The 21,173-nt window shown below is 39.8% G+C and carries 18 protein-coding genes and 2 pseudogenes; 10 read left to right on the top strand and 10 right to left on the bottom strand.

Features of this window, described 5'->3' with window-relative positions:
* Window positions 1-4 precede the first annotated feature (4 nt).
* The gene (locus L1267_RS05085; protein WP_135925526.1) at window positions 5-538 is read right to left on the bottom strand and encodes a glycine cleavage system protein R; all 534 of its coding nucleotides are present in this window, start codon (window positions 536-538) and stop codon (window positions 5-7) included.
* A gap of 368 nt (window positions 539-906) precedes the next feature.
* On the opposite strand from L1267_RS05085, the gene bamC reads away from it, so the two are divergent.
* Complete coding sequence (gene bamC, locus L1267_RS05080) at window positions 907-1,968, top strand: outer membrane protein assembly factor BamC (RefSeq protein WP_135925523.1); 1,062 nt, start codon at window positions 907-909, stop codon at window positions 1,966-1,968.
* A gap of 70 nt (window positions 1,969-2,038) precedes the next feature.
* The gene (locus tag L1267_RS05075) at window positions 2,039-3,406 is read left to right on the top strand and encodes a YjiH family protein (protein ID WP_235382263.1); all 1,368 of its coding nucleotides are present in this window, start codon (window positions 2,039-2,041) and stop codon (window positions 3,404-3,406) included.
* A gap of 30 nt (window positions 3,407-3,436) precedes the next feature.
* Here the strand turns inward: L1267_RS05075 and L1267_RS05070 are convergent, their stop codons facing one another.
* On the bottom strand, window positions 3,437-3,583 hold the full coding sequence (locus tag L1267_RS05070) for a DUF2897 family protein (protein ID WP_138556844.1): 147 nt from the start codon (window positions 3,581-3,583) through the stop codon (window positions 3,437-3,439).
* Window positions 3,584-3,622: 39 nt separating this feature from the next.
* Complete coding sequence (locus L1267_RS05065) at window positions 3,623-4,159, bottom strand: acyloxyacyl hydrolase (protein ID WP_235382262.1); 537 nt, start codon at window positions 4,157-4,159, stop codon at window positions 3,623-3,625.
* A 238-nt stretch (window positions 4,160-4,397) separates the two neighbouring features.
* On the opposite strand from L1267_RS05065, the gene L1267_RS05060 reads away from it, so the two are divergent.
* Together L1267_RS05060 and L1267_RS05055 are read left to right on the top strand one after the other, a co-directional pair.
* Entirely contained in the window at window positions 4,398-4,991 is a 594-nt protein-coding gene (locus tag L1267_RS05060; protein WP_235382321.1) for an MlaC/ttg2D family ABC transporter substrate-binding protein, read from the top strand.
* A gap of 248 nt (window positions 4,992-5,239) precedes the next feature.
* The gene (locus L1267_RS05055) at window positions 5,240-6,577 is read left to right on the top strand and encodes an ankyrin repeat domain-containing protein (protein WP_135925513.1); all 1,338 of its coding nucleotides are present in this window, start codon (window positions 5,240-5,242) and stop codon (window positions 6,575-6,577) included.
* Window positions 6,578-6,663: 86 nt separating this feature from the next.
* Here L1267_RS05055 and L1267_RS05050 read toward each other — a convergent pair whose 3' ends face one another.
* Genes L1267_RS05050 through L1267_RS05030 form a run of 5 tightly spaced genes read right to left on the bottom strand, consistent with a single transcriptional unit; the run spans window position 6,664 to window position 10,200 of the window.
* Complete coding sequence (locus L1267_RS05050) at window positions 6,664-7,113, bottom strand: DUF2069 domain-containing protein (protein WP_442960551.1); 450 nt, start codon at window positions 7,111-7,113, stop codon at window positions 6,664-6,666.
* Window positions 7,114-7,115: 2 nt separating this feature from the next.
* On the bottom strand, window positions 7,116-7,670 hold the full coding sequence (gene wrbA / locus L1267_RS05045; RefSeq protein WP_135925508.1) for an NAD(P)H:quinone oxidoreductase: 555 nt from the start codon (window positions 7,668-7,670) through the stop codon (window positions 7,116-7,118).
* Complete coding sequence (arsC, locus tag L1267_RS05040) at window positions 7,670-8,017, bottom strand: arsenate reductase (glutaredoxin) (RefSeq protein WP_135925505.1); 348 nt, start codon at window positions 8,015-8,017, stop codon at window positions 7,670-7,672. Before arsC ends, wrbA begins: the two co-directional genes overlap by 1 nt.
* A gap of 55 nt (window positions 8,018-8,072) precedes the next feature.
* Window positions 8,073-9,533: a M48 family metalloprotease gene (locus L1267_RS05035; RefSeq protein WP_135925502.1), complete on the bottom strand. Its 1,461-nt coding sequence runs from the start codon at window positions 9,531-9,533 to the stop codon at window positions 8,073-8,075.
* A gap of 1 nt (window position 9,534) precedes the next feature.
* On the bottom strand, window positions 9,535-10,200 hold the full coding sequence (locus tag L1267_RS05030; RefSeq protein WP_135925500.1) for a hypothetical protein: 666 nt from the start codon (window positions 10,198-10,200) through the stop codon (window positions 9,535-9,537).
* 365 nt (window positions 10,201-10,565) lie between these two features.
* On the opposite strand from L1267_RS05030, the gene L1267_RS05025 reads away from it, so the two are divergent.
* Both L1267_RS05025 and L1267_RS05020 read left to right on the top strand, forming a co-directional pair.
* Window positions 10,566-11,633, top strand: coding sequence for an AI-2E family transporter (locus L1267_RS05025; protein ID WP_135925495.1), 1,068 nt, complete (start codon window positions 10,566-10,568; stop codon window positions 11,631-11,633).
* Window positions 11,634-11,751: 118 nt separating this feature from the next.
* The gene (locus L1267_RS05020) at window positions 11,752-14,007 is read left to right on the top strand and encodes an aminotransferase class V-fold PLP-dependent enzyme (RefSeq protein ID WP_235382260.1); all 2,256 of its coding nucleotides are present in this window, start codon (window positions 11,752-11,754) and stop codon (window positions 14,005-14,007) included.
* A 71-nt stretch (window positions 14,008-14,078) separates the two neighbouring features.
* Here L1267_RS05020 and L1267_RS05015 read toward each other — a convergent pair whose 3' ends face one another.
* Window positions 14,079-15,110, bottom strand: a complete 1,032-nt coding sequence (locus L1267_RS05015; protein WP_135925490.1) for a LacI family DNA-binding transcriptional regulator — start codon at window positions 15,108-15,110, stop codon at window positions 14,079-14,081.
* Window positions 15,111-15,458: 348 nt separating this feature from the next.
* Here L1267_RS05015 and pgi point away from each other — a divergent pair, with 348 nt between their 5' ends.
* From pgi to L1267_RS04995, 4 genes and pseudogenes are all read left to right on the top strand, one after another.
* On the top strand, window positions 15,459-17,105 hold the full coding sequence (gene pgi / locus L1267_RS05010) for a glucose-6-phosphate isomerase (RefSeq protein WP_235382259.1): 1,647 nt from the start codon (window positions 15,459-15,461) through the stop codon (window positions 17,103-17,105).
* A 280-nt stretch (window positions 17,106-17,385) separates the two neighbouring features.
* On the top strand, window positions 17,386-18,858 hold the full coding sequence (gene zwf, locus L1267_RS05005) for a glucose-6-phosphate dehydrogenase (RefSeq protein ID WP_135925485.1): 1,473 nt from the start codon (window positions 17,386-17,388) through the stop codon (window positions 18,856-18,858).
* 5 nt (window positions 18,859-18,863) lie between these two features.
* Window positions 18,864-19,574 (top strand): 6-phosphogluconolactonase, encoded by a 711-nt coding sequence (pgl, locus tag L1267_RS05000; protein WP_135925482.1) that lies wholly within the window; start codon window positions 18,864-18,866, stop codon window positions 19,572-19,574.
* Window positions 19,575-20,228: 654 nt separating this feature from the next.
* A pseudogene (locus L1267_RS04995) lies at window positions 20,229-21,065 on the top strand (TonB-dependent receptor plug domain-containing protein); the annotation flags it as partial.
* On the opposite strand, the pseudogene L1267_RS04990 reads toward L1267_RS04995, so the two are convergent.
* Window positions 21,056-21,173: pseudogene (locus L1267_RS04990) on the bottom strand (IS630 family transposase); the annotation flags it as partial. The pseudogenes L1267_RS04995 and L1267_RS04990 overlap by 10 nt on opposite strands.

Genomic DNA, 21,173 nt, shown 5'->3' with positions numbered 1-21,173 from the left:
CTCCTTAACGAATGCGTCTAAAGATATAATCTACGTTCAAACTACGAGAAAGATCTTCAAAGCTCACTTTAAAATTATCAATATCAACGTCGACAGGGATATTAAACTCTAGTTCACAGCGCATTTTTAGTTCATTGTCTTCTTCATAAGTGTCTGACTTAAGTGAACAAATGCTGATGTTGTTGTCAGCAAAAAAACGAGTAACTTTGCTTAATGTACCCGGAGTGTCGATACCCGTATATTCAAGGGTGTATCCGGCACAAAATTCACATGCAATATGACTTGCTGTGCGTTTCATCATGGTTAATAAACCAAGTTCCATTCCTTTTGTAGGCAAGGTATGCTCGATTCGGCTAATTGCAGACATATCGCCTGCTAATAACATAATAAAAGTAAATTCATTACCCAAGATAGCAATGCGACTGTCAATAATATTGCAATGACAATCACTCACTAGCTGAGTTAATTCGCTAACGATACCGGGCCTGTCTTCGCCAATCGCTGTGAGCACTATCTGATGATTTGAAAAAGCAGTCATGGAATTTTAAGTACCTAGTAATTAAATAATACCAATGGGTATAAGCCAATAAGCCTTGATTTCACGTGAGTTTAATACTGCACGGCGGCGAAGTTTACCATAATTAACATCGTTAACGGTAGCTGCGATTAATTAAGCCGTTAATAAAGTGTGCTCTTTCTTGTTTTTAGGGGCATCAGAAAGTACCATAGTTAAAATTTTGCAAGGCGATAAGTAAACATATACATGACGCGTTAACCCAAATTGCTCGGGTTATTTGCATAAAAACAATAAATGTAAAGTTATAAATGATTTTACAGTGAACCAAATCGGCATTACCCACTCATATATTTGTTAAAAAATTAAGGGTTTGCTAAGGAGAAATATCTGTGCAGTATTGGATCTCAAAGGCGCTTGCTGTAAGCGTAATGGTAAGTTTAACAGGATGCAGTGTGTTCACTGATGAAGCACACCACAAGCGTAATTATCGTGCAAATGAACCGGTCAAAGCGCCAGCAGGCCTTGCGCAACCGACTCAAGATCCGACTTACAAAATGGATGTTGCACAATACGACAACAACCCTGAAGCAAAAAATTATCGTCCGCCAGCACAGGTTATTACCATCGCGCAAGGAACTTGGGTGGAAGAAGGTGATAAATTAGCTCGGGTTTATTTTGATAAAAATGATGGTATTGAAGATCTAGATACATTCATTTGGGACTCTATAAAAGCGGTATTAGCAGAGAAAAACACTTCTGTAGAAAAAGCTGACAAAGCAACAAATAGCATCGAAACAGGCTGGTATACAATTATTAAACCTGAAGATGGTTGGTTTTGGGAAAGTGAAAAAGAAGTATCTCAACAACGCTTTTTATTTACAATAGAAGAGAAGTCGCATCAACGTACAGCTTCTTTAACCTCAAAACTTGTTGATTATAAAAGCGGTTCGCAACAATTGACGCCACTTTTACAGCAACAACTAGAAGTGCGTGCTCTTAACCAGATTATTGCTGAGTTTGATTACCGCTACCGTCAGTTAGAAGTGGAAATGCGTAAGCAACAAGGCATTATTTCTCTTGAAATGGGCTTTGATAACAAAGGCAACGCTGCGCTTGTAACTGAGCAAGAATACAGCATGGTATTCGATCGTTTTTCTGGTTTCTTAGAGCGTTTATCTTTCACAATTGTTGAGATTGACCAAGAGCGTGGTTTGATCACTGCTGATTATAAAAAGCCAGAGTCAAGTGTTTGGGATTCAATTTGGGGCGAAGAAGTTGCTGAGTTACCAATTGAAGATGGCCAGTACCAAATTCTCGTTAGCCGCACTAATGATGGTGGTACAAGTTTAACGTGGATGGACTCGCAAGGTGCTACGCTAGAGCCTGGTACAATGAATGACTTACAACAAGCATTAGAAAACGCGCTGCGTCAGCGTGGAATTAATATTTAATAATTAAAAAAATTAAACCACCACAAAAAGAGCCTAGCCGCTCTTTTTGTGGTTTCTACAGGTTGAAAATATGTCTAACTTAAACGCAACAAATCGCATCGACATGCGAACCTTGTTCACCTTTTTCGTTCCTTCACTTATAGGTGTCTTCTTATTCATGACGCCGGTACCCATAGGTGAAGCAATGACCATCCCAATTGCTGTTATGGCAAAAGCAGTGCAACAATGGATTGCACCTTTTGCACTGGGTTTGATTACCAGTATTGTTTGTATCACCGGTATTTTATCTTTAGTGATAAAGTTGTTTAAACCACAGCCATTACTTAAGTACTTTATAATTAAACATTTATTTGATGTTAGTTGGCTTTGGCTGAGTGTTCGATTACTGGGTATGGTATTTATTATTCTGACTTATACAAAACAAGGGCCAGAAATGATTATTTCCAGTAATACCGGTGCATTGGTGTTAAACGACTTATTGCCCGTGTTGTTTTCTGTGTTTGTTTTAGCGGGATTATTATTACCGTTATTATTAAACTTCGGTCTACTTGAGCTAGTGGGTACCTTATTAACTAAAGTTATGCGCCCACTTTTTGGTGTGCCAGGTCGAAGTGCAGTCAACTGTGTGGCATCTTGGTTAGGTGACGGTAGTGTGGGTATTTTGATGACCGCTCGTCAGTATGAAGATAAACACTATACACAACGCGAAGCTGCCATTATTGGTACCACTTTCTCAGCTGTATCAATTACCTTTTGTTTAGTTGTTATTGGTCAAGTAAAGCTTGAGCACTTATTTGCACCGTTTTATTTAACTGTGTGTTTAGCCGGTTTAGTGGCAGCACTAATTGTGCCTCGTTTACCACCATTACGGTTTAAGAAAGATTTATATTTTGATGGTAGCGAGCCCGATAAAGATGCTGAGTTGGTACCTGAAGGTAAAACCTTAATTTCGCATTCGTTAGATGTCGCATTTGCTAAAGCGCGCACTGCGCCGGGATTTGTAGGTACAATTAAAGAAGGTCTTCACAACGCATTTGATATGGTATTCGCAGTATTACCTGTGGTTATGGCGGTGGGCACATTTGCTCTGATCATTGCTGAATACACGCCAATATTTGAGTATATGGGTAAACCATTTGTACCATTTTTAGAGCTTCTTCAAGTACCTGAAGCCGAAGCTGCAGCACAAACTATTATGGTTGGTTTTGCAGATATGTTTATTCCATCAATTCTTGCTGCAGGTAGTATCGAAAGTGACGTTACACGTTTTATTATTGCAGCAATGAGTGTAACCCAATTGATTTATATGTCTGAAGTCGGTGCTTTGCTTTTAGGAAGTAAAATTCCGGTAAATATTATTGAGCTATTCTTCATCTTTATTTTGAGAACCTTAGTGACATTACCGGTTATTGTCTTAATGGCGCATTGGCTAGTATAAATAAGCTAAGCCTTTTTAAAAAAGCCCTGATTATTCATCAGGGCTTTTTTTATCTTTACCAGTGTCATCTTTAGGTACCTTGAAGTCCATTTTCGCAGCATGTTTTAGCAACATAAGGTTCCCAATTACTACACCAAATACTGCAACAAAAATGCCTATAATTTGCCATGTTTCCATCTTGAAATCCTGTAAATATATGCAGCACAATAGTAGCACTTAAAATCGTTTGGCATAAGACAGTGAAATAAAATCAAGTCCAGGGTTAGGGCTTTTAAATCCGGCGTTGGAATAGTGTAAATACCTGAGTGCTAAGCTTGTGTTGTTTCCTAGGTCTGCTACTAATCCTAATCTGTCCTCAAACTGGTAGTGAGTACTAACATTTTTGCCTGCAAAATGGGTGTCATCCAACAGTGAAACCCCAATACCAAACTCCACATGAACAGGTATGTTTTTCACATTAAACGCCGGGTATTGGATCACTGGAGAAATAGCTAACACGATATTCGTTTGATGTCTGTTGTCTTTGCCATACTGCCAAACATTAAAGCTTGATTCGAAGTATACCCGAGCATGTTCAAAAGGCAGTTTTTCGTTTGGTAAATGGTATTGATAGGCAAGTTTTAACCCTTTCACATCACCTTCACCTTGAATGTAATCAATGGCATAGCCATGATTTTGGGCGGCATCAATCGATGGTGCTAATAGTAATGCTGTGCTTAATGCAAGCGCTTTTAGTGAGTGTGTTAATTTCATATCGGTAATTCTTACTATGACTTTGAGCAAGTAGATAGGGGTGGTGACATTGCTTTTTCAATGTGCGTAAACACACAGAACTTGTGCATATTCTCGCTTTTTTAAGCAATTCATTGAAAAACTTGGTAAAAACCGATTGATGCCAATTTGGCATTAAAACGTTGACGTATTGTTTCTTTTTTTGTGGTTTCAATATCGGTATATTGGCGGAAATTTTCAATCACAAGCGAATACGATGATGACCAAATTAGTTAACTCACTTTTGCTAATTGCAACGTTACTTACTACAAGCGTGTTTGCTAGCGAAGACCGTTCGCCAAAGCAATTGTTAGAGACAGTCACAGCAGACTTATTTGTTGATATTGCTAATGTAAACTCCAAAGGTGACGCTAGCACTGAGGCAATGGCTAGTATTGTTGAAAAACGTTTGCTGCCCCATATGGATACCAAGTTCGTATCATATAAGTTGTTGGGTAAACACATAAAAGGGTTGCGCCGTGAGCAAGCAATCGATTTTATCGCAGCTGTAGAGCATTACTTAACAGTAACTTATGCGGGTGCATTGATGAAATACACTGGGCAAAAAGTAGTGTTCGATCCATCACAGTTGATAGATGACGGATATGCAACGGTAAAAACTCAGATCATTGATGATAATGCGCCGACTATTGATTTACACTTTAAACTTCGCCAAGGTAAAGACAAGCAATGGAAGGTATACGATATTGTTGCTGAAGGTATTTCTTTATTAAGTGCTAAGCAAAAAGAAGTACTTCAACGTATCAGCCAAGTGGGCATTGATAAAGTGACTCAAGAGTTAGCAAGTAAGTAGCAGTCTCCAACCAAGCAGTGAGTATTACCAATGTACCACTGCTTTTCTATTTTCTTTAAAAATCACCTACTTTGCGCTAGCACCAATTGCCCTCTGTGGTAGAATCAAGCTAGTTTTTTCATCTTGAAGTATCGAATTAGATACTCGTTGTTTTGTTTCATTATTAAGCTCAGTGTCAGTTAGTTTTTGCTATAACGTAGAGCTTAATAAGTCACCTAATAATGCGTGAGCGGAGTTGTGTTGTTTTAATGGAAAATGTACTAATTTGGCCAAAGGAGTACCCGTTACTGATCAAAGGATTAGCTGAGCAAAACGGGGCTTATATTTTAGACGCTTTAGAAGCTTGGCCTGCATGTCGTTCAACCAATGAAGATGATGGTGTCTGTGCGACAGTCCTTCCGCCTATTTATTATCTTTCTTGGTTAACTCCACTAGATCCATTCGAAGAGTGCTATTTTCAACATATTTCTGAGTTTGACGAAGCTGCATTGAATTATATCAATGCGATGAAACAGCACTTTTTAGAAAATGAATATACTCCTGAGAGCTTAGTGCTGATGTTGTGCCAGCGTTTAGAAAAATACGCAAGTGCATTTGCCCAATCAGCGGTAAAAACGCCCATTACATTGATTCAACAGTTATTTAATCGCCGATACTTTACGGTGATTGAGCATGTCTTGGAGCAAGGGGCTAAAATGTCTGCAGAAGATGTGCTGACTCTTTGGACCGAAGTAGACTTTAGAGAACGTTTTAGCGGATTTATCCCTGACTCTGTGGCTGATTTAGAGCAGTTAACTGCGTTAGCCGCTGAAAAAGTTGCGCACGGTGAGGATTATTTCACGTTACTTAAGTTGATCTCTCCGGATGTTGATTCGGTGTCTCTTTTAGAACAAGCATTGCTTGCTCACTTAAGCCATGAAAGCGCCAAACAAACCATGGCTAAGCGCTTTATTGAACAAGGGGCTACTGGCACCCTAGCTGATGAGAATGGTAAAACAGCTTTTATGTGGGCAACAGAGAAAGGGTATGTCAATGTTGTTGAAACCCTGCTTGAGCACCAAGATAAAACCATTCAAGACAATAAAGGCAACACAGCTCTTCATTACGCAGTGTTCGCTGAAAATGCGCCTTTACTCGTTTTGTTACTCAAAAATGGTTTTGACTTCAGAGTACGTAATAAAGATGGCTTAAGTTGTTATCGGTTAGCTGTGAGTATTAAAGCTGATAATTTAGTCAAGGTTCTTGAACATGACTTCGGGATTAAAGAGCTTTCGCCTGAAGGGCAGTTTGACCGCGTTAAAAAAGTGCACCTCTTGCACGCCATAGTTACCTTGCTATTTCCTGTGCAATTGTTTTTCTTCTTTGATGACAGTATTGCCATTAAAAGTGAGTTAACACTTAGCTTTACGCTGGTTTCTATTCTGTGCTTTTTCTTTGCTACCAGTTTGAAGCGATGCGCACTTTACCCGCATATACGCCATCCATGGGGACTTTTCTTATTAAGAATGTTCTCGTTACTTAGCTTAATCGGGCAAGTTGGTCTGGCAAGTATCGTCGCTTTAGCTACCTTAGCTGAGTTAGTGTGATTAGTTAACGATTAGCAAATATGACATAAAAAAACGGCAACCTTGGTTGCCGTTTTTTGTTTCATCTTTAGATAAAAGAATCGGTATTATTTATCGTGCTCGTGAGCGGCTTTTTCTTCAGCCAGCTCTTCTTTTAATTTACGTATCTTAAGACCAAGCTCTTGTCCACGGTGGCGTGCATAGTAGGTACAGCCAATAAACATCAAACTAGCAAAAATTAACTCAAGTAACACCCAAATCAGCTGCTCTTGTGCCACCCACAGTAATGTAAAACCATGGATAAAATAGAACATTACGATAAAGTTGGCCCATGCATAGGTATAAGGTTTATCTTGAATAATGCCTTTAAGTGGTAGCAGCAGGGGAAGTATATAAACTACAAAGATAAAGGCATTGCTATGTCCTTCTCTTGGGGCAATTAAAAACAACCAAATCGGCATCAAAACTAACAAGCCAACATAACCTATTAACGCAAAACGTTGAAATCGTTTAGTGATAGGCTTTTTGGCTACGGGCTGTTTTAATTCAGTGTCCACGCTCATTGTAATTTACTCGCAATTTGCGCCAAACGTTTTCCAACACTTTGGCATATTTTAATTTCGTCTTTACTTAATACATTGCTGTTGTTGCTACCAGCAACATGACTGGCCCCGTAAGGCGTTCCACCAGTTTCAGTTGCGAGTAATTCAGGCACCTCATAAGGCACACCGAGCAACATCATGCCGTGGTGTAATAATGGCAGCGATAGATTTAATAGAGTGGCTTCATTACCACCATGCATACTACTGGATGACGAAAACACACAAGCTGGTTTGTCGATTAATTGACCTTTTAACCATAAGTCGCTGGTGGTTTCCCAGAAGCTCTTTGCTTGTGAGGCCATCATGCCAAATCGTGTCGGGGTGCCAAATGCCAAACCATCGCAATTAATTAGATCATCTTTGCTGATCACAATATCGTGCGGCTGACGCTGCACAAATGTGCGTAGTAGGGCTGTAGCACCTTGCTGCTCAATAGACTCGGCTATCTCATGTGCCATAGCTTCCAAAGAGCCATGGCTTGAGTGGTATAGCACAACAATGTTTATAGCCATTAAAGTACGCTTAATACGTTTTCTGGTGGACGACCTAGAGCAGCTTTGCCATTGTTCTCAACAATAGGGCGCTCGATTAGTTTTGGATTGGCTGCCATCGCAGCAATTAACTTGTTCTCGTCTTGCTCGTTTTTCAGTTCAAGCTCTTTGTAGATATCTTCCTTTGTGCGCATTAACTCACGCGCTGAGGTAAAGCCTAGCTGTGTCACAAGCGTTGCAATTTGTTGTTCATTAAGTGGTGTTTTAAGGTATTCAACAACACTTGGCTGCACATTATTGCTTTCTAATAGGGCAAGGGTTTCACGTGATTTAGAACAACGAGGGTTGTGGTAAATAGTTACAGACATAGCGTGGTCTCTGATTTTAATAATTTGGCTTATTTTAGGGCAAGCAGTGCAAGACTTAAAGTCTCGCAAGCTCTTTTTGTAACTGTCGGTATTGCGTGAGTAGGGCTTTTAAGCGCTGCTGTTTTACTAACTCTTCGGGCTCAACAAAATTGAGCGCTTTTTGAATTTCATCGGCCGCTTTTAAATAAGCGCCATATTGGGCCAGTACATCTGCATGGGCTTCATGGTAGGAGGCCATGTTTTCTTGTTTTTTGTACACATCAGCAATGAGCTCTTTAGCAAGGTTGTGATCAGGCTTTGCGAGTAAGTAAGACTTTAAAATACGCTCAGCAACATCAAATTGTTTTGCTTCAATGGCGGCATTAGCGTAGTTAAGGGCGATAACCTGATTGTTAGGTCTGTCGATATCTAACTTAGCTAAAAACTCAACCGCTTCATCGGCTTTACCTTGGGCAATTAATAAGTCGGTGTGGGTATCGATATAAAATAAATTCTTTGGATCTTGCTCAAGCAGAGGATTAAGAATGCTGGCTGCTTCATCTAGCTTTTTTTGATCCAATAAACTAATACCCAATCCATATTTCAAGGCGGTGTCGTTATGTACGCTATTATCACGCATCAGCTTACGGAAAAGATCTTCTGCCGCTTTAGGTTTTTGGTGATACCTTGCTATAACTCTGCTTTTGGCTAAGTTGAAGTCGAGACTGTCTGAGTAATGTCTCTTTGGGTATTGCTCTGCACGTAACCGCACATCTGATACCCGGCTTTCGGGTAGTGGGTGGGTAAGCAAAAATGCAGGTGGCTTATATTTATAGCGAATTTGCGCAGCGAGCTTGGTTAAAAACTCGCTTGATTGGCGCGGATCAAACCCTGCATTGTTGAGAGTTTGCATGCCGATGCGGTCAGCTTCTTGTTCAGCTGCACGGCTATGAGTAAGTTGACTAAATGCGGCTTGAGTCTGGTTTGCTGAAATAATCGCTATCCCAGCATCTGGAGCAACAACGGTTGCTAATATCCCCGCAATCATACCTGCAATAGTAAGTGCGCTGTTATCTTGCTGCTGCTGAATACGACGCGCTAAATGGCGCTGTGTGACGTGGGCAATTTCATGGCCGAGCACTGAGGCAAACTGACTTTCGTTGTCTGCTTGAGCGATGAGGCCTGTGTGAACACCCACATGACCCCCGTAAAATGCAAAAGCATTTATTTCTGGGTTGTTTATCCAAAAAAATGAAAAGGGAAAACGCACATCGTTTGCGTTAGCAACTAATCGACGACCTAATGTCGTTAGGTATTCATCAAGCACAGGATCATTGACGACGGGTGATGAGCCACGAATTTGCATCATCATTACTTCGCCTATTGCTTGCTCTTTTTCAATAGGCAAGGCTTGTAAAGCCGAGGTCCCTAAATCGGGCAGCTTAAAATTAGTTTGCGCCTTCAACGGCTCACTATGCAGTATCGAAAATGTTAGTAAAGCACTGCATAATGTTATAAAGGCTGATTTTAGTCGCATCTTATTCCTTGTTGATTTGCTCACCTAACATGACTTTTGCTATGTCTATTTCGTCGCTGCATGCTCGGCTATCTTTTTCACACAATTGATAGAAATCTTTTATTGTGACTCCGTCTAGCTTAACAACGTTCAACTCCCGTTGTAAAAAAGTTATGATTTTATGTACGACTTTGTGTGCGTGTAAGATTAAGGCTTTATCAGCTTTATCGCCACGTTCAAAATAAAAAGCTATAAATTTGTGTAGTTGATTAAAGCGTATAAGGTTCCTCATTGAATGCGGATCCCAGACTCTAAACTCCATAAATCGATTGTCTTTGATGTATTGGTCAACAGTGACATCTTTAGCAAAGGGGTAGGCCCATAATTCGAAACCTCGATCGGTAAAGCTCTGGTGCAATGCGATGCGTGGCTTTTGCTCACAGACAATTTCACCCATGTCGGTTTCGTAGCCTCCTAGTAGCTCAAGGTTCCAATTTCTAGGATCTATTAATCTTTTTACCGCATTGTCAAAGCCATGATCTAAAATACCTTCAGATTCACTCACTGACGATGCTACCAAATGGTAAAATGGCGGCAACTCCCCCCAGTTTATTTGTTTTTTATACCAATTAATCTCTTTAAGAGTTGGATTCGCAGGCAATTGCGCTTTATTATGCGAGCCAGGCATCGTGTTTCCTTTACTACCAGTTATTGATTAAGGATAAACTATTGTTTTGCGTGTTTTAAGAAAAAAATGAGTTCTTCTCACTATAAAGGATTATTTTTCCAAGATGCTGACATCTTATACTTATTATTCATATTAATAACGCAGTTGATTCGCTATGTTAATGGTTGATTTGAGGGACTATAAGTGCCCACAACAATTTATTCAGTTTAAATTAGGGTTAAATAAGGCACAATCTGTTAATCAACCCGTCACTTTTACATTTAATGCTGCACACTCTAGTGATGATATGCAGCGCTTTTTAGAAAAACATCATTACCATTTTGAAATTGACCTAGAATTAGGTGTGTTAACCGTGGAGCCCGTTTGTGTTTGAATATGTAAAAGCTTGGTACGAAAATAAATTTTCTGATCCCCATTCAGTAACCTTATTGTTGCTGTTAATTGCAACCTTTGCATTTTTCTATTTTTTTGGCTCCTTACTGGTACCTGTTTTAGTCGCGCTGGTAATTGCTTATTTACTGGATTGGCCTGTAGCGCATTTAGAAAGGCTAGGTTTAAAACGCTTCACTGCCACAATTATTGTCATGTTAGTGTTTAGTGGCTTAATGATCACCATTATCGTCGGCATGGGCCCTGTGCTTTGGCAGCAAACCAGTAACCTTGTGCAAGAAACCCCTTATATGATTGAAAAAGGTAAAGCGCTGCTTTTACATCTTCCTGAGGATTACCCAAGTTTGATCACTGAAGATCAGGTTAAATCAATTGTTACCAGTGTTGAAACCAAAGCTATTGAGTTTGGTCAGTTAGTACTATCAGTGTCATTAACGTCTATAAAAGATGTGGCAGCTTGGTTGATTTATTTGATTTTAGTACCGCTACTTGTGTTCTTTATGCTTAAAGATAAGTTAGAACTTACACAAAGTGCTGAACGTTTATTACCTAAGCAGCGCCGCTTAATCATTCAAGTTTGGCAAGAAATGAATCAGCAAATAATGAATTATATTCGTGGCAAGGTATTTGAAATTTTAATTGTTGGTACAGCTTCTTTTATCGCCTTTGCCGTTTTAGATCTACGTTACGCGGCCTTGTTAGGTGTTTTGGTTGGTCTATCTGTATTGATACCCTTTGTGGGGGCGGCACTGGTGACTATTCCTGTGGCTGCGGTGGCGTTGTTCCAATTTGGTTTAGAAACGCAGTTTTGGACCATTCTAATCATCTATGGTGTAATTCAAGCACTTGATGGCAATGTGTTAGTGCCTTTACTGTTCTCTGAAGCTGTTGACTTAAATCCGGTGTTTATAATTGTTGCAGTGTTGTTTTTTGGTGGTTTATGGGGATTTTGGGGGGTGTTCTTCGCAATCCCGCTAGCTTCATTAGTAAAAGCACTTATAAATGCATGGTCATCTAAAAAAGAAGAGTTGATTGAGCGCTAGCTTAGTCTTAAAAAGTATAGAAAACGCACTTTACTGACTAATTGATTATTATAATTTAGCCGTGAAAACTGTAAAATAGGTTATAAGATATATCTTTTAGTAATATGGTGCGTTTTACATGGCAAGTTTTTTCCTTTCTGACGATGCTAATCAACAAATTTATTTAGATGCGAATGCAACGACTCCTGTACTTTCTGACATTGCCGATGTTGTTTCGCACACGATGCAAGTTTGCTTTGGTAATCCATCGAGCTCTCACATTACAGGTATTCAAGCTAAACACCTATTAGAACAAACACGCACCAAAGCACGCGAAGTGATAGGTGCTACCGATGGCGATATTTTATTTACCTCAGGTGCGACCGAAGGTATTCAAACGGCGGTTGTTTCAACGCTTATTGCTGCTAAAAATCACCAAATCGAGAACCCTGTATTACTTTATGGGGCTACAGAACATAAAGCGGTGCCAAATACCTTAAAGCATTGGAATAATGTGCTTGATATCAACGCACGCGTTTTAGCTATTCCAGTTGATAAAAACGGTATTTTAGATCTTGAGTTTATTCGTGAACATGCTGCTAATGCATTGATGATCTGTACTATGGCAGTAAATAACGAGACCGGTGTGTTCCAAGATTTAACCGCCATTGAGCGAGTAATTCGCAGTGAGAACAATAATGTAGCCTGGATGGTAGATTGTGTTCAAGCATTAGGAAAAACCAATTTAGCACTTAGCGAAACAACGATAGATTATGCGCCATTCTCTGGTCATAAATTGTATGCACCGAAAGGTATCGGTGTGCTGTATATTCGTAAAGGCAGTGCGTACACACCATTTATAGCGGGTGGCGGCCAAGAAAGCGGAATGCGCTCAGGCACCGAGAACCTACCAGGTATTGCTGGTTTAAATAAACTGTTCTCACTATTACTTGATAAACAAAACCAGACATTTAAGCCTCTTGAGCAGTTGCATGATTATCGTAAGCAGTTACATGCAGCTCTCTTAGATACGTTTGGTAGCATTACTTTTAACCATAGTTTTGAGCATTCAGTGCCCACTACGTTAAACTTTGCAGTTAATGAACTAACCAGTAAAGAAGTGATGGACTTATTTGATGCTGCGGGCATCCGAGTAAGCGGTGGCTCTGCATGTAGCTCTGGTGCTAATCGTAGCTTTGTTCTTGATGCAATGGGCGCTAGTAATTGGCAAAGTGAAAATGCGATTCGTATGTCGTTTGGCCCAGCTGCAAGCCAACAAGAAATTGACTTTGCCTGTGAAAAAATCCGTTCTTTAAAACCGATTCTAGAAGCTAACTGCCTAGTTGTCTCTGATAGCACATCGCCTCAGCAAGAAGTCTGTGCGATTGGCTTAACACAGCTACGTCATCAAGCTGCGTGCTGTTGGCTTTATGTCGACAGCGATAAAAACGCAGTGGTGATTGATCCTATTATCGAGCTTATTCCACGTATGGCGAAAATAGTCGCAACACAAGGTCTAACAGTAAAAGCGATTTTAGATACCCATAATCACCAAGAGCGTTTATCGGCTCGTTGTTTATTATCAAAAGAGCTAGCAGAGCGTTATGTTGCTAATGAAATAGATGAACTTGGCTGGCCTAAAGATTCAGCAACCATCGAATTAAGCGATGCACGCTTAACTAAAGTAGCGACACCGGGTCACAGTGAAGACAGTGTTAGCTATTTATTAGCAAATACGCAAAGTGGTGAGGTCAGCTATTGTTTCTGTGGTGATTTAATCTTACCAGGTGGCTTAGGTAACACGGCAATTAGCGGTGGCGATGCAGCAAAAATGGCACAATCACTAAAACAGCTTGCAATGGCAATCACAGATTCAACAGTGATTTGTTCAGGTCATGATTATCAACAATGCTTTGCAATGGATTGGCACGCACAAAAAGCAACGACGCCATTATTAGCAAAACTATTAAATGAGCAAGTATCAGATGTTCAGTTTGTTGAGTTAAAGCAACAAGCGGATGAACAAAAGCATGCAGAGAGTCACTCTTTATGTGGCTATGTTGAAACACTTGAAAGTGCGCCGATGAAACAGCTAGCAGCAACCGACGCTAAAGCAATGTTAGACGATAAGACAACTTACCTTATCGATACGCGCGAACCTTATGAACATGGTGCGAATAATTTAGCTGAGTTATTCACAGTTGCAGATAGCAAAGTGATCAACATTCCATTAAGCCGTATGGCTAATGCTATAGTCCAAGGGCAGCTTGATAAAGCACATAACTACATTTTGGTGTGTCGTAGTGGTAACCGTTCAAAACAAGCCGCAAACAATTTGTCGCAGTTAGGTTTTGAAAATGTGTATAACTTAAATGGCGGTTTAGCATTGTTTTGATTGGTATCAGAACAATTCATTCATCAAACAAAAAAGCCGCTAAATAGCGGCTTTTTCGTAACTTGAATAAATTAAGCTGAGGTTGGGCCTGAGCTTTCCCGTACCACTAATGAAGGGGTAAAGGTCGTGATGATGTCTTTATCTTGATTACGTGCACCACGGGTTTTTCTAAACAATAACCGAGCGGCATGCTGTGAAATCACATCATTCGCTTGATGGGCTGTTGTTAGTTTCGGCCAAGTTTGACGCGAGAATGGCGAGTCTTCGAAACCAGTGATAGAGAGTTGCTGTGGAATTTCAATGCCCATTAATCGTGAAGCAAATAACGCACCCGCAGCCATCTCATCGTTTCCGCCAAGTAAGGCTGTAATGTTTTTCGGGTTATTCTCACCAAGCAATGCTTTTGCACCTTCAACACCAGATTCAAAAGAATATTGGCCTTCGTAGATCAGATCATCATTCAATGGGATGTTGTGATCCCTTAGCGCAGCCTGATAACCCTCTAAGCGTTCAGTTGTTGATTTATGTTCTTTGTCGCCGCATAAAAAGCCGATATTTTTATGACCAAGCGAGAGTAGGTGAGCAGTAATTTCGTACGCTGCCGCGTAGTCATTTACATAAATACAGGTGTCTTGATCTTCCTCTGTAGGACGACCAGAAAGCACACGCACATAATGAATGCCCATTTCGTCAAGCATTTCTATGATACTGTTTTGCTCTGAAAGAGGTGGCGTTAATACAAGGCCTGCCAAACGCGAGCGCTTGATCATGGTTTTAAAGTCTTCTTGCATATTCGCATCAAGATAGCTGCATGGATGAATAACCAACTCATAGCCTTCTTCTTTGCAGCGTGATAGCACCCCATTTTGCATGTCGATAACATAGTATGCATTGGGGTTGTCATATACTAGACCAACAGTAAAAGACGATGTGCCTGCAAGGTTACGAGCTGCAAGGTTTGGCTGATAGTTCAACGTGTTTACAGCGTCCATCACTATGTCGTACGTTTTTTTTCTGACAGATGGCTCTTTATTGATCACTCGCGAAACAGTTTTCATTGAAACACCAGCGAGTTTGGCTACATCATTTATGGTTACTTTCATACAGTTACTTTATAGTTAGTTATATTTGTATTATAATAATATCGAAAAGTGTTCACCAGAGCGCTTTTTCTTAATAGGTACATTAATATTTAATATAAGTTAGTTAGTGTATCTAATGTTCTACCAAATTAGCAGTAAAATAATTGAGATAATTTTTATGATACCGGTGTCAAAAGAGAAAAATTGCGCTATTATCTCGACTATAAAATGTAAAAGTAGAACATTGACAGCGTTGTCATTTTAACTTAGTGTTAATTTTCATCGTGTTTTTAATTGCTGTCTTTATTCAACATTAATAAAAAGATAGTTAAAAATCAGTTTGTTGCAAGTTTTGAGGGGATTATATATATGAGCAGCCGTTCGCAATTAGCTAGTTGGCAAGCACTATCTGAAAGTGCCAAGAAGATGAAACAAATTCATCTTAAAGATTTATTTGCCAAAGATAGCACGCGTTTCGAGCAATTCTCAGCTCAGATCCCAGGCGTATTATTCGATTACTCGAAGCAACAAATTGATAAAACAGTTTTTGAACAATTAATCTCTTTAGCGAAAGAGTGTGACATTAGCGCATGGCGCGAAAAAATGTTCAGTGGTGAAAAAATTAACATTACTGAAGACCGTGCTGTACTTCATACTGCACTTCGTAACCGTGCTAATACAGCTATAATGGTTGATGGTGAAAACGTAACAGACGCAGTAAACGCTGAGCTTGCTAAAATGAAAGCGTTCGTTAGCAAGGTTCGCAGTGGCGAGTGGTTAGGCTACACAGGTAAAGCGGTGAAAGATGTCGTTGCAATTGGTGTAGGCGGTTCAAATTTAGGCCCGCAAATGGCAACTGAGGCGCTTGCAGCCTACGCTGATGACACATTAAATGTTCATTACGTATCAAATGTTGATGGTGTTCAGATTGCATCAGTTTTACAAGGTTTAGACGCTGAAACGACGTTATTTGTTATTTCATCTAAAACGTTTACAACATCAGAAACCATGACTAATGCTAAATCAGCGGTTGAATGGTTTTTGCAAACAGCACAGGCTCAAGAGCACATTGCTAAGCACTTTGTTGCTGTTAGTACAAATTTAGAGAAAACAGCAGCTTTTGGCATCGCTAATGAAAACGTATTCACAATGTGGGATTGGGTAGGCGGTCGCTTTTCATTATGGAGTGCGATAGGCTTACCAATTGCCTTGTATTTAGGCTTTGAAGCATTTGAAGAAATCTTAGAGGGTGCGTTTGAAATTGATGAGCATTTTAAAAATGCTGAATTTGAAAACAACGTACCATTATTAATGGCGCTTTTAAGTGTTTGGAATACGAGTTTCTTAGGTTATACGGCGCAAGCTATTTTACCTTACGACCAAGCATTACACATGTTACCTGCATATTTACAGCAAGGTGAGATGGAAAGTAACGGTAAGCACGTTACTTTTGATGGTGAAACAGTGTCTTACACAACAGTACCTATTATTTGGGGTATGACTGGTATTAACGGCCAACACGCATTTTACCAATGTCTGCACCAAGGTAATGTAATTGTACCAGCGGACTTTATTGCCTCAATTGAGCCGCAAGTTAATGTTGGTAAGCACCATGATATCTTATTATCAAACTTCTTTGCACAAACCGAAGCAATGATGGCCGGTGTTGATGCAGAGCAAGTAACTGCTGATTTAACCGCAAAAGGTAAATCTGAAGCAGAAATTGCAGAATTATTGAATCACAAGATTCATCAGGGTAATCGCCCAACAACCTCAATGTTATTAGACAAGGTTGATGCAAAAACAGTTGGTCGCTTAATTGCACTTTATGAGCACAAGATTTTCTGCCAAGGCATCATCTTAGAAATCTGTTCTTTTGATCAGTGGGGTGTAGAGCTAGGTAAAGGACTTGCTTCTAAAATTGAAGCTGAATTATTTGATGACACAGTAAGTCATCCGCATGACAGTTCAACGAATGGACTGATCGCTTACTATAAAACGCATCGTAAGCAGTAACAGATTCGCAGCAATAGCTGCAAAACGGATACCTTTGAACGGGTAGCGCTGGAGTTCTTAGGGCCTGTATTTTTGTGAGAGGATTTACAGAGCCCCTAAGACTCATTTACTTCAGCCAATACAAGAATAATGAGTAAGCTACTCACAAAACAAATTCAACAGGTTTTGTTAATGGAACTATCAAACAAAGCCAGATCAACCAGATAACAACGAGCATTGCCAAATTTCATGAGAGTCATGGAGTTAATTTATTCGGCATTGCCAATGTAGAGAGTGATATATGCTAAATCCATTTGATATCGTAATTTTTGGGGGCGGTGGTGATCTTGCGTTACGCAAATTGCTTCCTGCAATGTATCGCGCTTATCAAGAAGGTAATTTACCTCAAGGTTCGCGCATCCTTCCTACGGTACGTGACCAAAACAAATGCAAAGAATATATCGAGACGGCTCATAAAGCTTTGCAAGAATTTTTAGGTAAAGGCGAATACAACGCAAAAGACTGGAAAGCGTTTGCATCTTACTTAGTTCCTGTTGTTTCAAACGTTACTGAAGCCGATGATGACTGGGATAAGCTAAGAGATATTTTAAATGAACACGATGCTGATAAGTCTCGTGTTTTTTACCTTTCATTACCACCTGCAGTATACGGTAGCTGCTGTGAAATTTTATCTTCAAAAGGGTTAATCACAGAAACATCACGTGTAGTGGTTGAAAAGCCAATTGGTTACTGTGGTGAGTCAGCAGAAGCAATCAACGCGAAAATTGCTGAATACTTTAATGAAGAACAGATTTTCCGTATTGACCATTACTTAGGTAAAGAAACCGTACAAAACTTAATGGCACTGCGTTTTTCAAACTCACTGTTTGAAAACCTTTGGGATGCTAAATCAATCGATAATATCCAAATCAGCTTGTCAGAAACGGTTGGTTTAGAAAGCCGTGCTGGTTTTTACGACAAAGCCGGTGCATTACGTGATATGGTGCAAAACCACTTGCTGCAGTTACTTTGCTTAGTAGCAATGGAATCACCAAACAAATTAAACGCCAATAGCATCCGTACTGAAAAATTAAAAGTACTTGAGTCGTTACGTCCATTAGTGGCTGAAGATGTTGATGCGAACATCGTACGTGGTCAGTACGTGCCAGGTAACTTAGACGGTAAAATCGTCCCTGGTTACTTAGAAGAATTAAACGAAGGTGCAAGTAAAACTGAAACATTCGTTGCTATTCGTGCGCATATTGATAATTGGCGTTGGGCTGGTGTGCCTTTCTATCTTCGTACTGGTAAGCGTATGAAAAAGCGTTGTGCTGAAATCGTTGTTGAATATAAAAAGGTTTCACACAATGTTTATACAGACAACGTAGGCAATATTGAGCCAAACCGTCTCGTTATTCGTCTGCAACCTGAAGAAACAATTCAATTAACATTGATGTCTAAGCGTCTTGATAACCTTGAGATGCAGTTAGAGCCAGTAACAATGAACATTGAGTTATCTCAGGCTTATAGTAATGGTTTCCATTCAGATGCTTATAAGCGCTTAATGTTAGATGCTGCGGCAAATAATCCATCACTGTTTATTCACCGTGATGAAGTGCGCCAAGCTTGGAAATGGATTGATCCAATTATTGAGCGCTGGCAAGAAAAAGGCGCCCCTTCGTTATACCGAGCAGGTACTTGGGGACCGGACGATGCTGATGAATTGTTAGAAGAAAACAATCATGTATGGTTTAATACAGGCGATAAGGCGTAATTAAGATGGCAACAATTGTTGAAAAATTCTTTGCAAACAAAGACGAATTAACAGCTGAGCTTTCTTCAAGCCTTGAACAAAGCCTTGTTGCTGGTATTAAAGAAGATGGTCGCGCGGTACTGATGGTATCGGGTGGCTCATCGCCGGCACCAGCTTATAAGCATTTATCAAACCTTGAACTTGACTGGGCAAACATTGATGTAGCTATGGTTGATGAGCGTTGGGTTGATGCTGATCATGAAAAAAGTAATGAAGCATTTATCAAAAGCACGCTGTTACAAAACCATGGCGCTGCAGCTAATTTCGTAACGATGAAAAATGACGCATTAACGGCTCAAAATGGTGTAGCTGATTGTGAAGCTGCCTATAAAGCATTAAAGCGTCCTTTTGACGTGACTATTTTAGGTATGGGTCCTGATGGTCACACAGCATCACTTTTCCCACACGCCGAAGGCCTTGAACATGGCTTAGCCACAGATGATTTAGTGTGTGCAATTAACGCCATTGAAAGTGATGTAACTGGCAAGATCACTGAGCGTATGACGCTAACTTTATCTGCAATCGCAGATTCTAAAGTTGTTAAGCTATTAATTAGTGGTGAAGAAAAACTTGCAGTATATAAACAGGCTAAAGAGGGCGGTGCAGTTGCTGACATGCCTTTGCGTGCAGTATTAAATCACCCACATATCAATATTGAAGTTTATTGGGCACCTTAATCGCCTAATCAAACCAACTTATCTAAAGCGAGCTTAGGCTCGCTTTTTTGTTGTTAAATATTCACTTTAAACAAACCATTTCGTATCAACGCACTTTCTTAAAATAGCGCCATAAAGTGTTAGACAAGTACAAAATGGCCCTATATAATTAAAAATGACAACGCTGTCATTGTTATTGATTGTTATTCTCAAACCCCTTTAGCTTACTCTGCCCAGAAAAAGTTAAAAATAAATTGTACATGACAGAGTGCTTTTAGAAACAAGCTAGTTTCTTAAGCTAATCAACTGTTAGATAACAGTTTTTATATAACTTTTAGTTATGGTTAATAGTTGCACAGTGGCAACTTAAGCTTACAAAAATGCACGTTATTTTTAGCTGTTTTCAAAAACTCATCCTTTTGGTCTTTTCATCTGTAATATCACTCATGCTATATTTGCGCCGTTTATTTGTAACAATTCTTAAAAACTCAATATTAAATATTAGTTATATCAATTACTTGATTATTTCGTTGTAAATTTTTTGCACAAATTAACCAAAAAGATGTAGCACAAATGTAATTTAGAGTGTATGGTTTGTTACTAGATGACAGCGTTGTCATCATCACTGGGCAGAAGTGATATAAAAAACCAACAAAATGATTCAAGGGGAATCCTGTGTTAGCTAAAAATTTTAAGAAAAGCTTATTAGCAGTTAATATCGGCCTCGTAATGAGTGCTGGGTTCACTGGCGCTGCATACGCAGCAGAAGAAACTAAAGTTCAAGAAGATGTTGAAGTAATTGAAGTTCGCGGTATTCGCCGTTCACTTGAAGCTTCAATGAATACTAAGCGCTTTGCTGACAGCGTTGTCGATGCTGTTTCTGCAGAAGATGTCGGTAAGTTTCCTGATAGCGATGTAGGTGAAGCACTTGGTCGTATTTCAGGTGTTGCTGTTAACCGTGCTTTTGGGCAAGGCCAGCAAGTGTCTATTCGTGGTGCATCTGCACAATTAACGCGTACTTTACTAAATGGACACTCAGTTGCTTCAACAGGGTGGTATGATCAACAGTCTATCGATAGAAGCTTTAACTACACATTACTTCCACCTGAAATGGTCGGTGGTATTGAAGTTTATAAGTCATCTCAAGCGAATCTCGTTGAAGGTGGTATCGGTGGTACGGTAATCGTAAACACTCGTAAGCCTTTAGATCTTGACTCTAATACTCTTTTTGGAAGTGTGAAAGCTGACTACGGCACGATCTCAGAAGAAACAGATCCTGAAATCTCTGGTCTTTATAGTTGGAAAAATGATGAAGAAACGTTTGGTGCGCTTGTATCAGCAGCATTTTCTGAAACAAATTATCAACGCAATGGTATTGAGTCTTTAGTAGGTTGGGGTGACATTGTTCCTTCAACATTCCAACAACAACGTGAACGTACAGCTATTAACGCAGTGTTCCAATACCGTCCGACTGATGAACTAGAGTTAGGTCTTATACCCATTCAACTTGAAGATGCAGGTTTGAGTAGCTGAAAATTATCCGTAATTCTGGATACCAGCGAACCTGCAACTTTTGGTAGGGTCACATCGAAAAATTCTTTGATTGCGGAGATAAATTCT

It is taken from the genome of Pseudoalteromonas sp. OFAV1, from assembly GCF_021532595.1.
GTDB classification, from domain to species: Bacteria; Pseudomonadota; Gammaproteobacteria; order Enterobacterales; family Alteromonadaceae; genus Pseudoalteromonas; species Pseudoalteromonas lipolytica_C.
Note: the sequence above shows the minus strand (reverse complement) of the source record. Positions and strands in the feature narration are given on the sequence as shown.

What these genes read in the sequence shown, in the direction of transcription:
- pgi (WP_235382259.1), top strand. Translation starts at nt 15,459, where the DNA reads ATGAGCAGCCGTTCGCAATTAGCTAGTTGGCAAGCACTATCTGAAAGT.
- pgl (WP_135925482.1), top strand. Translation starts at nt 18,864, where the DNA reads ATGGCAACAATTGTTGAAAAATTCTTTGCAAACAAAGACGAATTAACA.
- L1267_RS05065 (WP_235382262.1), bottom strand. Translation starts at nt 4,159, where the DNA reads ATGAAATTAACACACTCACTAAAAGCGCTTGCATTAAGCACAGCATTA.
- arsC (WP_135925505.1), bottom strand. Translation starts at nt 8,017, where the DNA reads ATGTCTGTAACTATTTACCACAACCCTCGTTGTTCTAAATCACGTGAA.
- L1267_RS05030 (WP_135925500.1), bottom strand. Translation starts at nt 10,200, where the DNA reads ATGCCTGGCTCGCATAATAAAGCGCAATTGCCTGCGAATCCAACTCTT.
- L1267_RS05070 (WP_138556844.1), bottom strand. Translation starts at nt 3,583, where the DNA reads ATGGAAACATGGCAAATTATAGGCATTTTTGTTGCAGTATTTGGTGTA.
- zwf (WP_135925485.1), top strand. Translation starts at nt 17,386, where the DNA reads ATGCTAAATCCATTTGATATCGTAATTTTTGGGGGCGGTGGTGATCTT.
- L1267_RS05085 (WP_135925526.1), bottom strand. Translation starts at nt 538, where the DNA reads ATGACTGCTTTTTCAAATCATCAGATAGTGCTCACAGCGATTGGCGAA.
- L1267_RS05020 (WP_235382260.1), top strand. Translation starts at nt 11,752, where the DNA reads ATGGCAAGTTTTTTCCTTTCTGACGATGCTAATCAACAAATTTATTTA.
- L1267_RS05015 (WP_135925490.1), bottom strand. Translation starts at nt 15,110, where the DNA reads ATGAAAGTAACCATAAATGATGTAGCCAAACTCGCTGGTGTTTCAATG.
- L1267_RS05055 (WP_135925513.1), top strand. Translation starts at nt 5,240, where the DNA reads ATGGAAAATGTACTAATTTGGCCAAAGGAGTACCCGTTACTGATCAAA.
- L1267_RS05075 (WP_235382263.1), top strand. Translation starts at nt 2,039, where the DNA reads ATGTCTAACTTAAACGCAACAAATCGCATCGACATGCGAACCTTGTTC.
- L1267_RS05035 (WP_135925502.1), bottom strand. Translation starts at nt 9,533, where the DNA reads ATGCGACTAAAATCAGCCTTTATAACATTATGCAGTGCTTTACTAACA.
- L1267_RS05060 (WP_235382321.1), top strand. Translation starts at nt 4,398, where the DNA reads ATGACCAAATTAGTTAACTCACTTTTGCTAATTGCAACGTTACTTACT.
- wrbA (WP_135925508.1), bottom strand. Translation starts at nt 7,670, where the DNA reads ATGGCTATAAACATTGTTGTGCTATACCACTCAAGCCATGGCTCTTTG.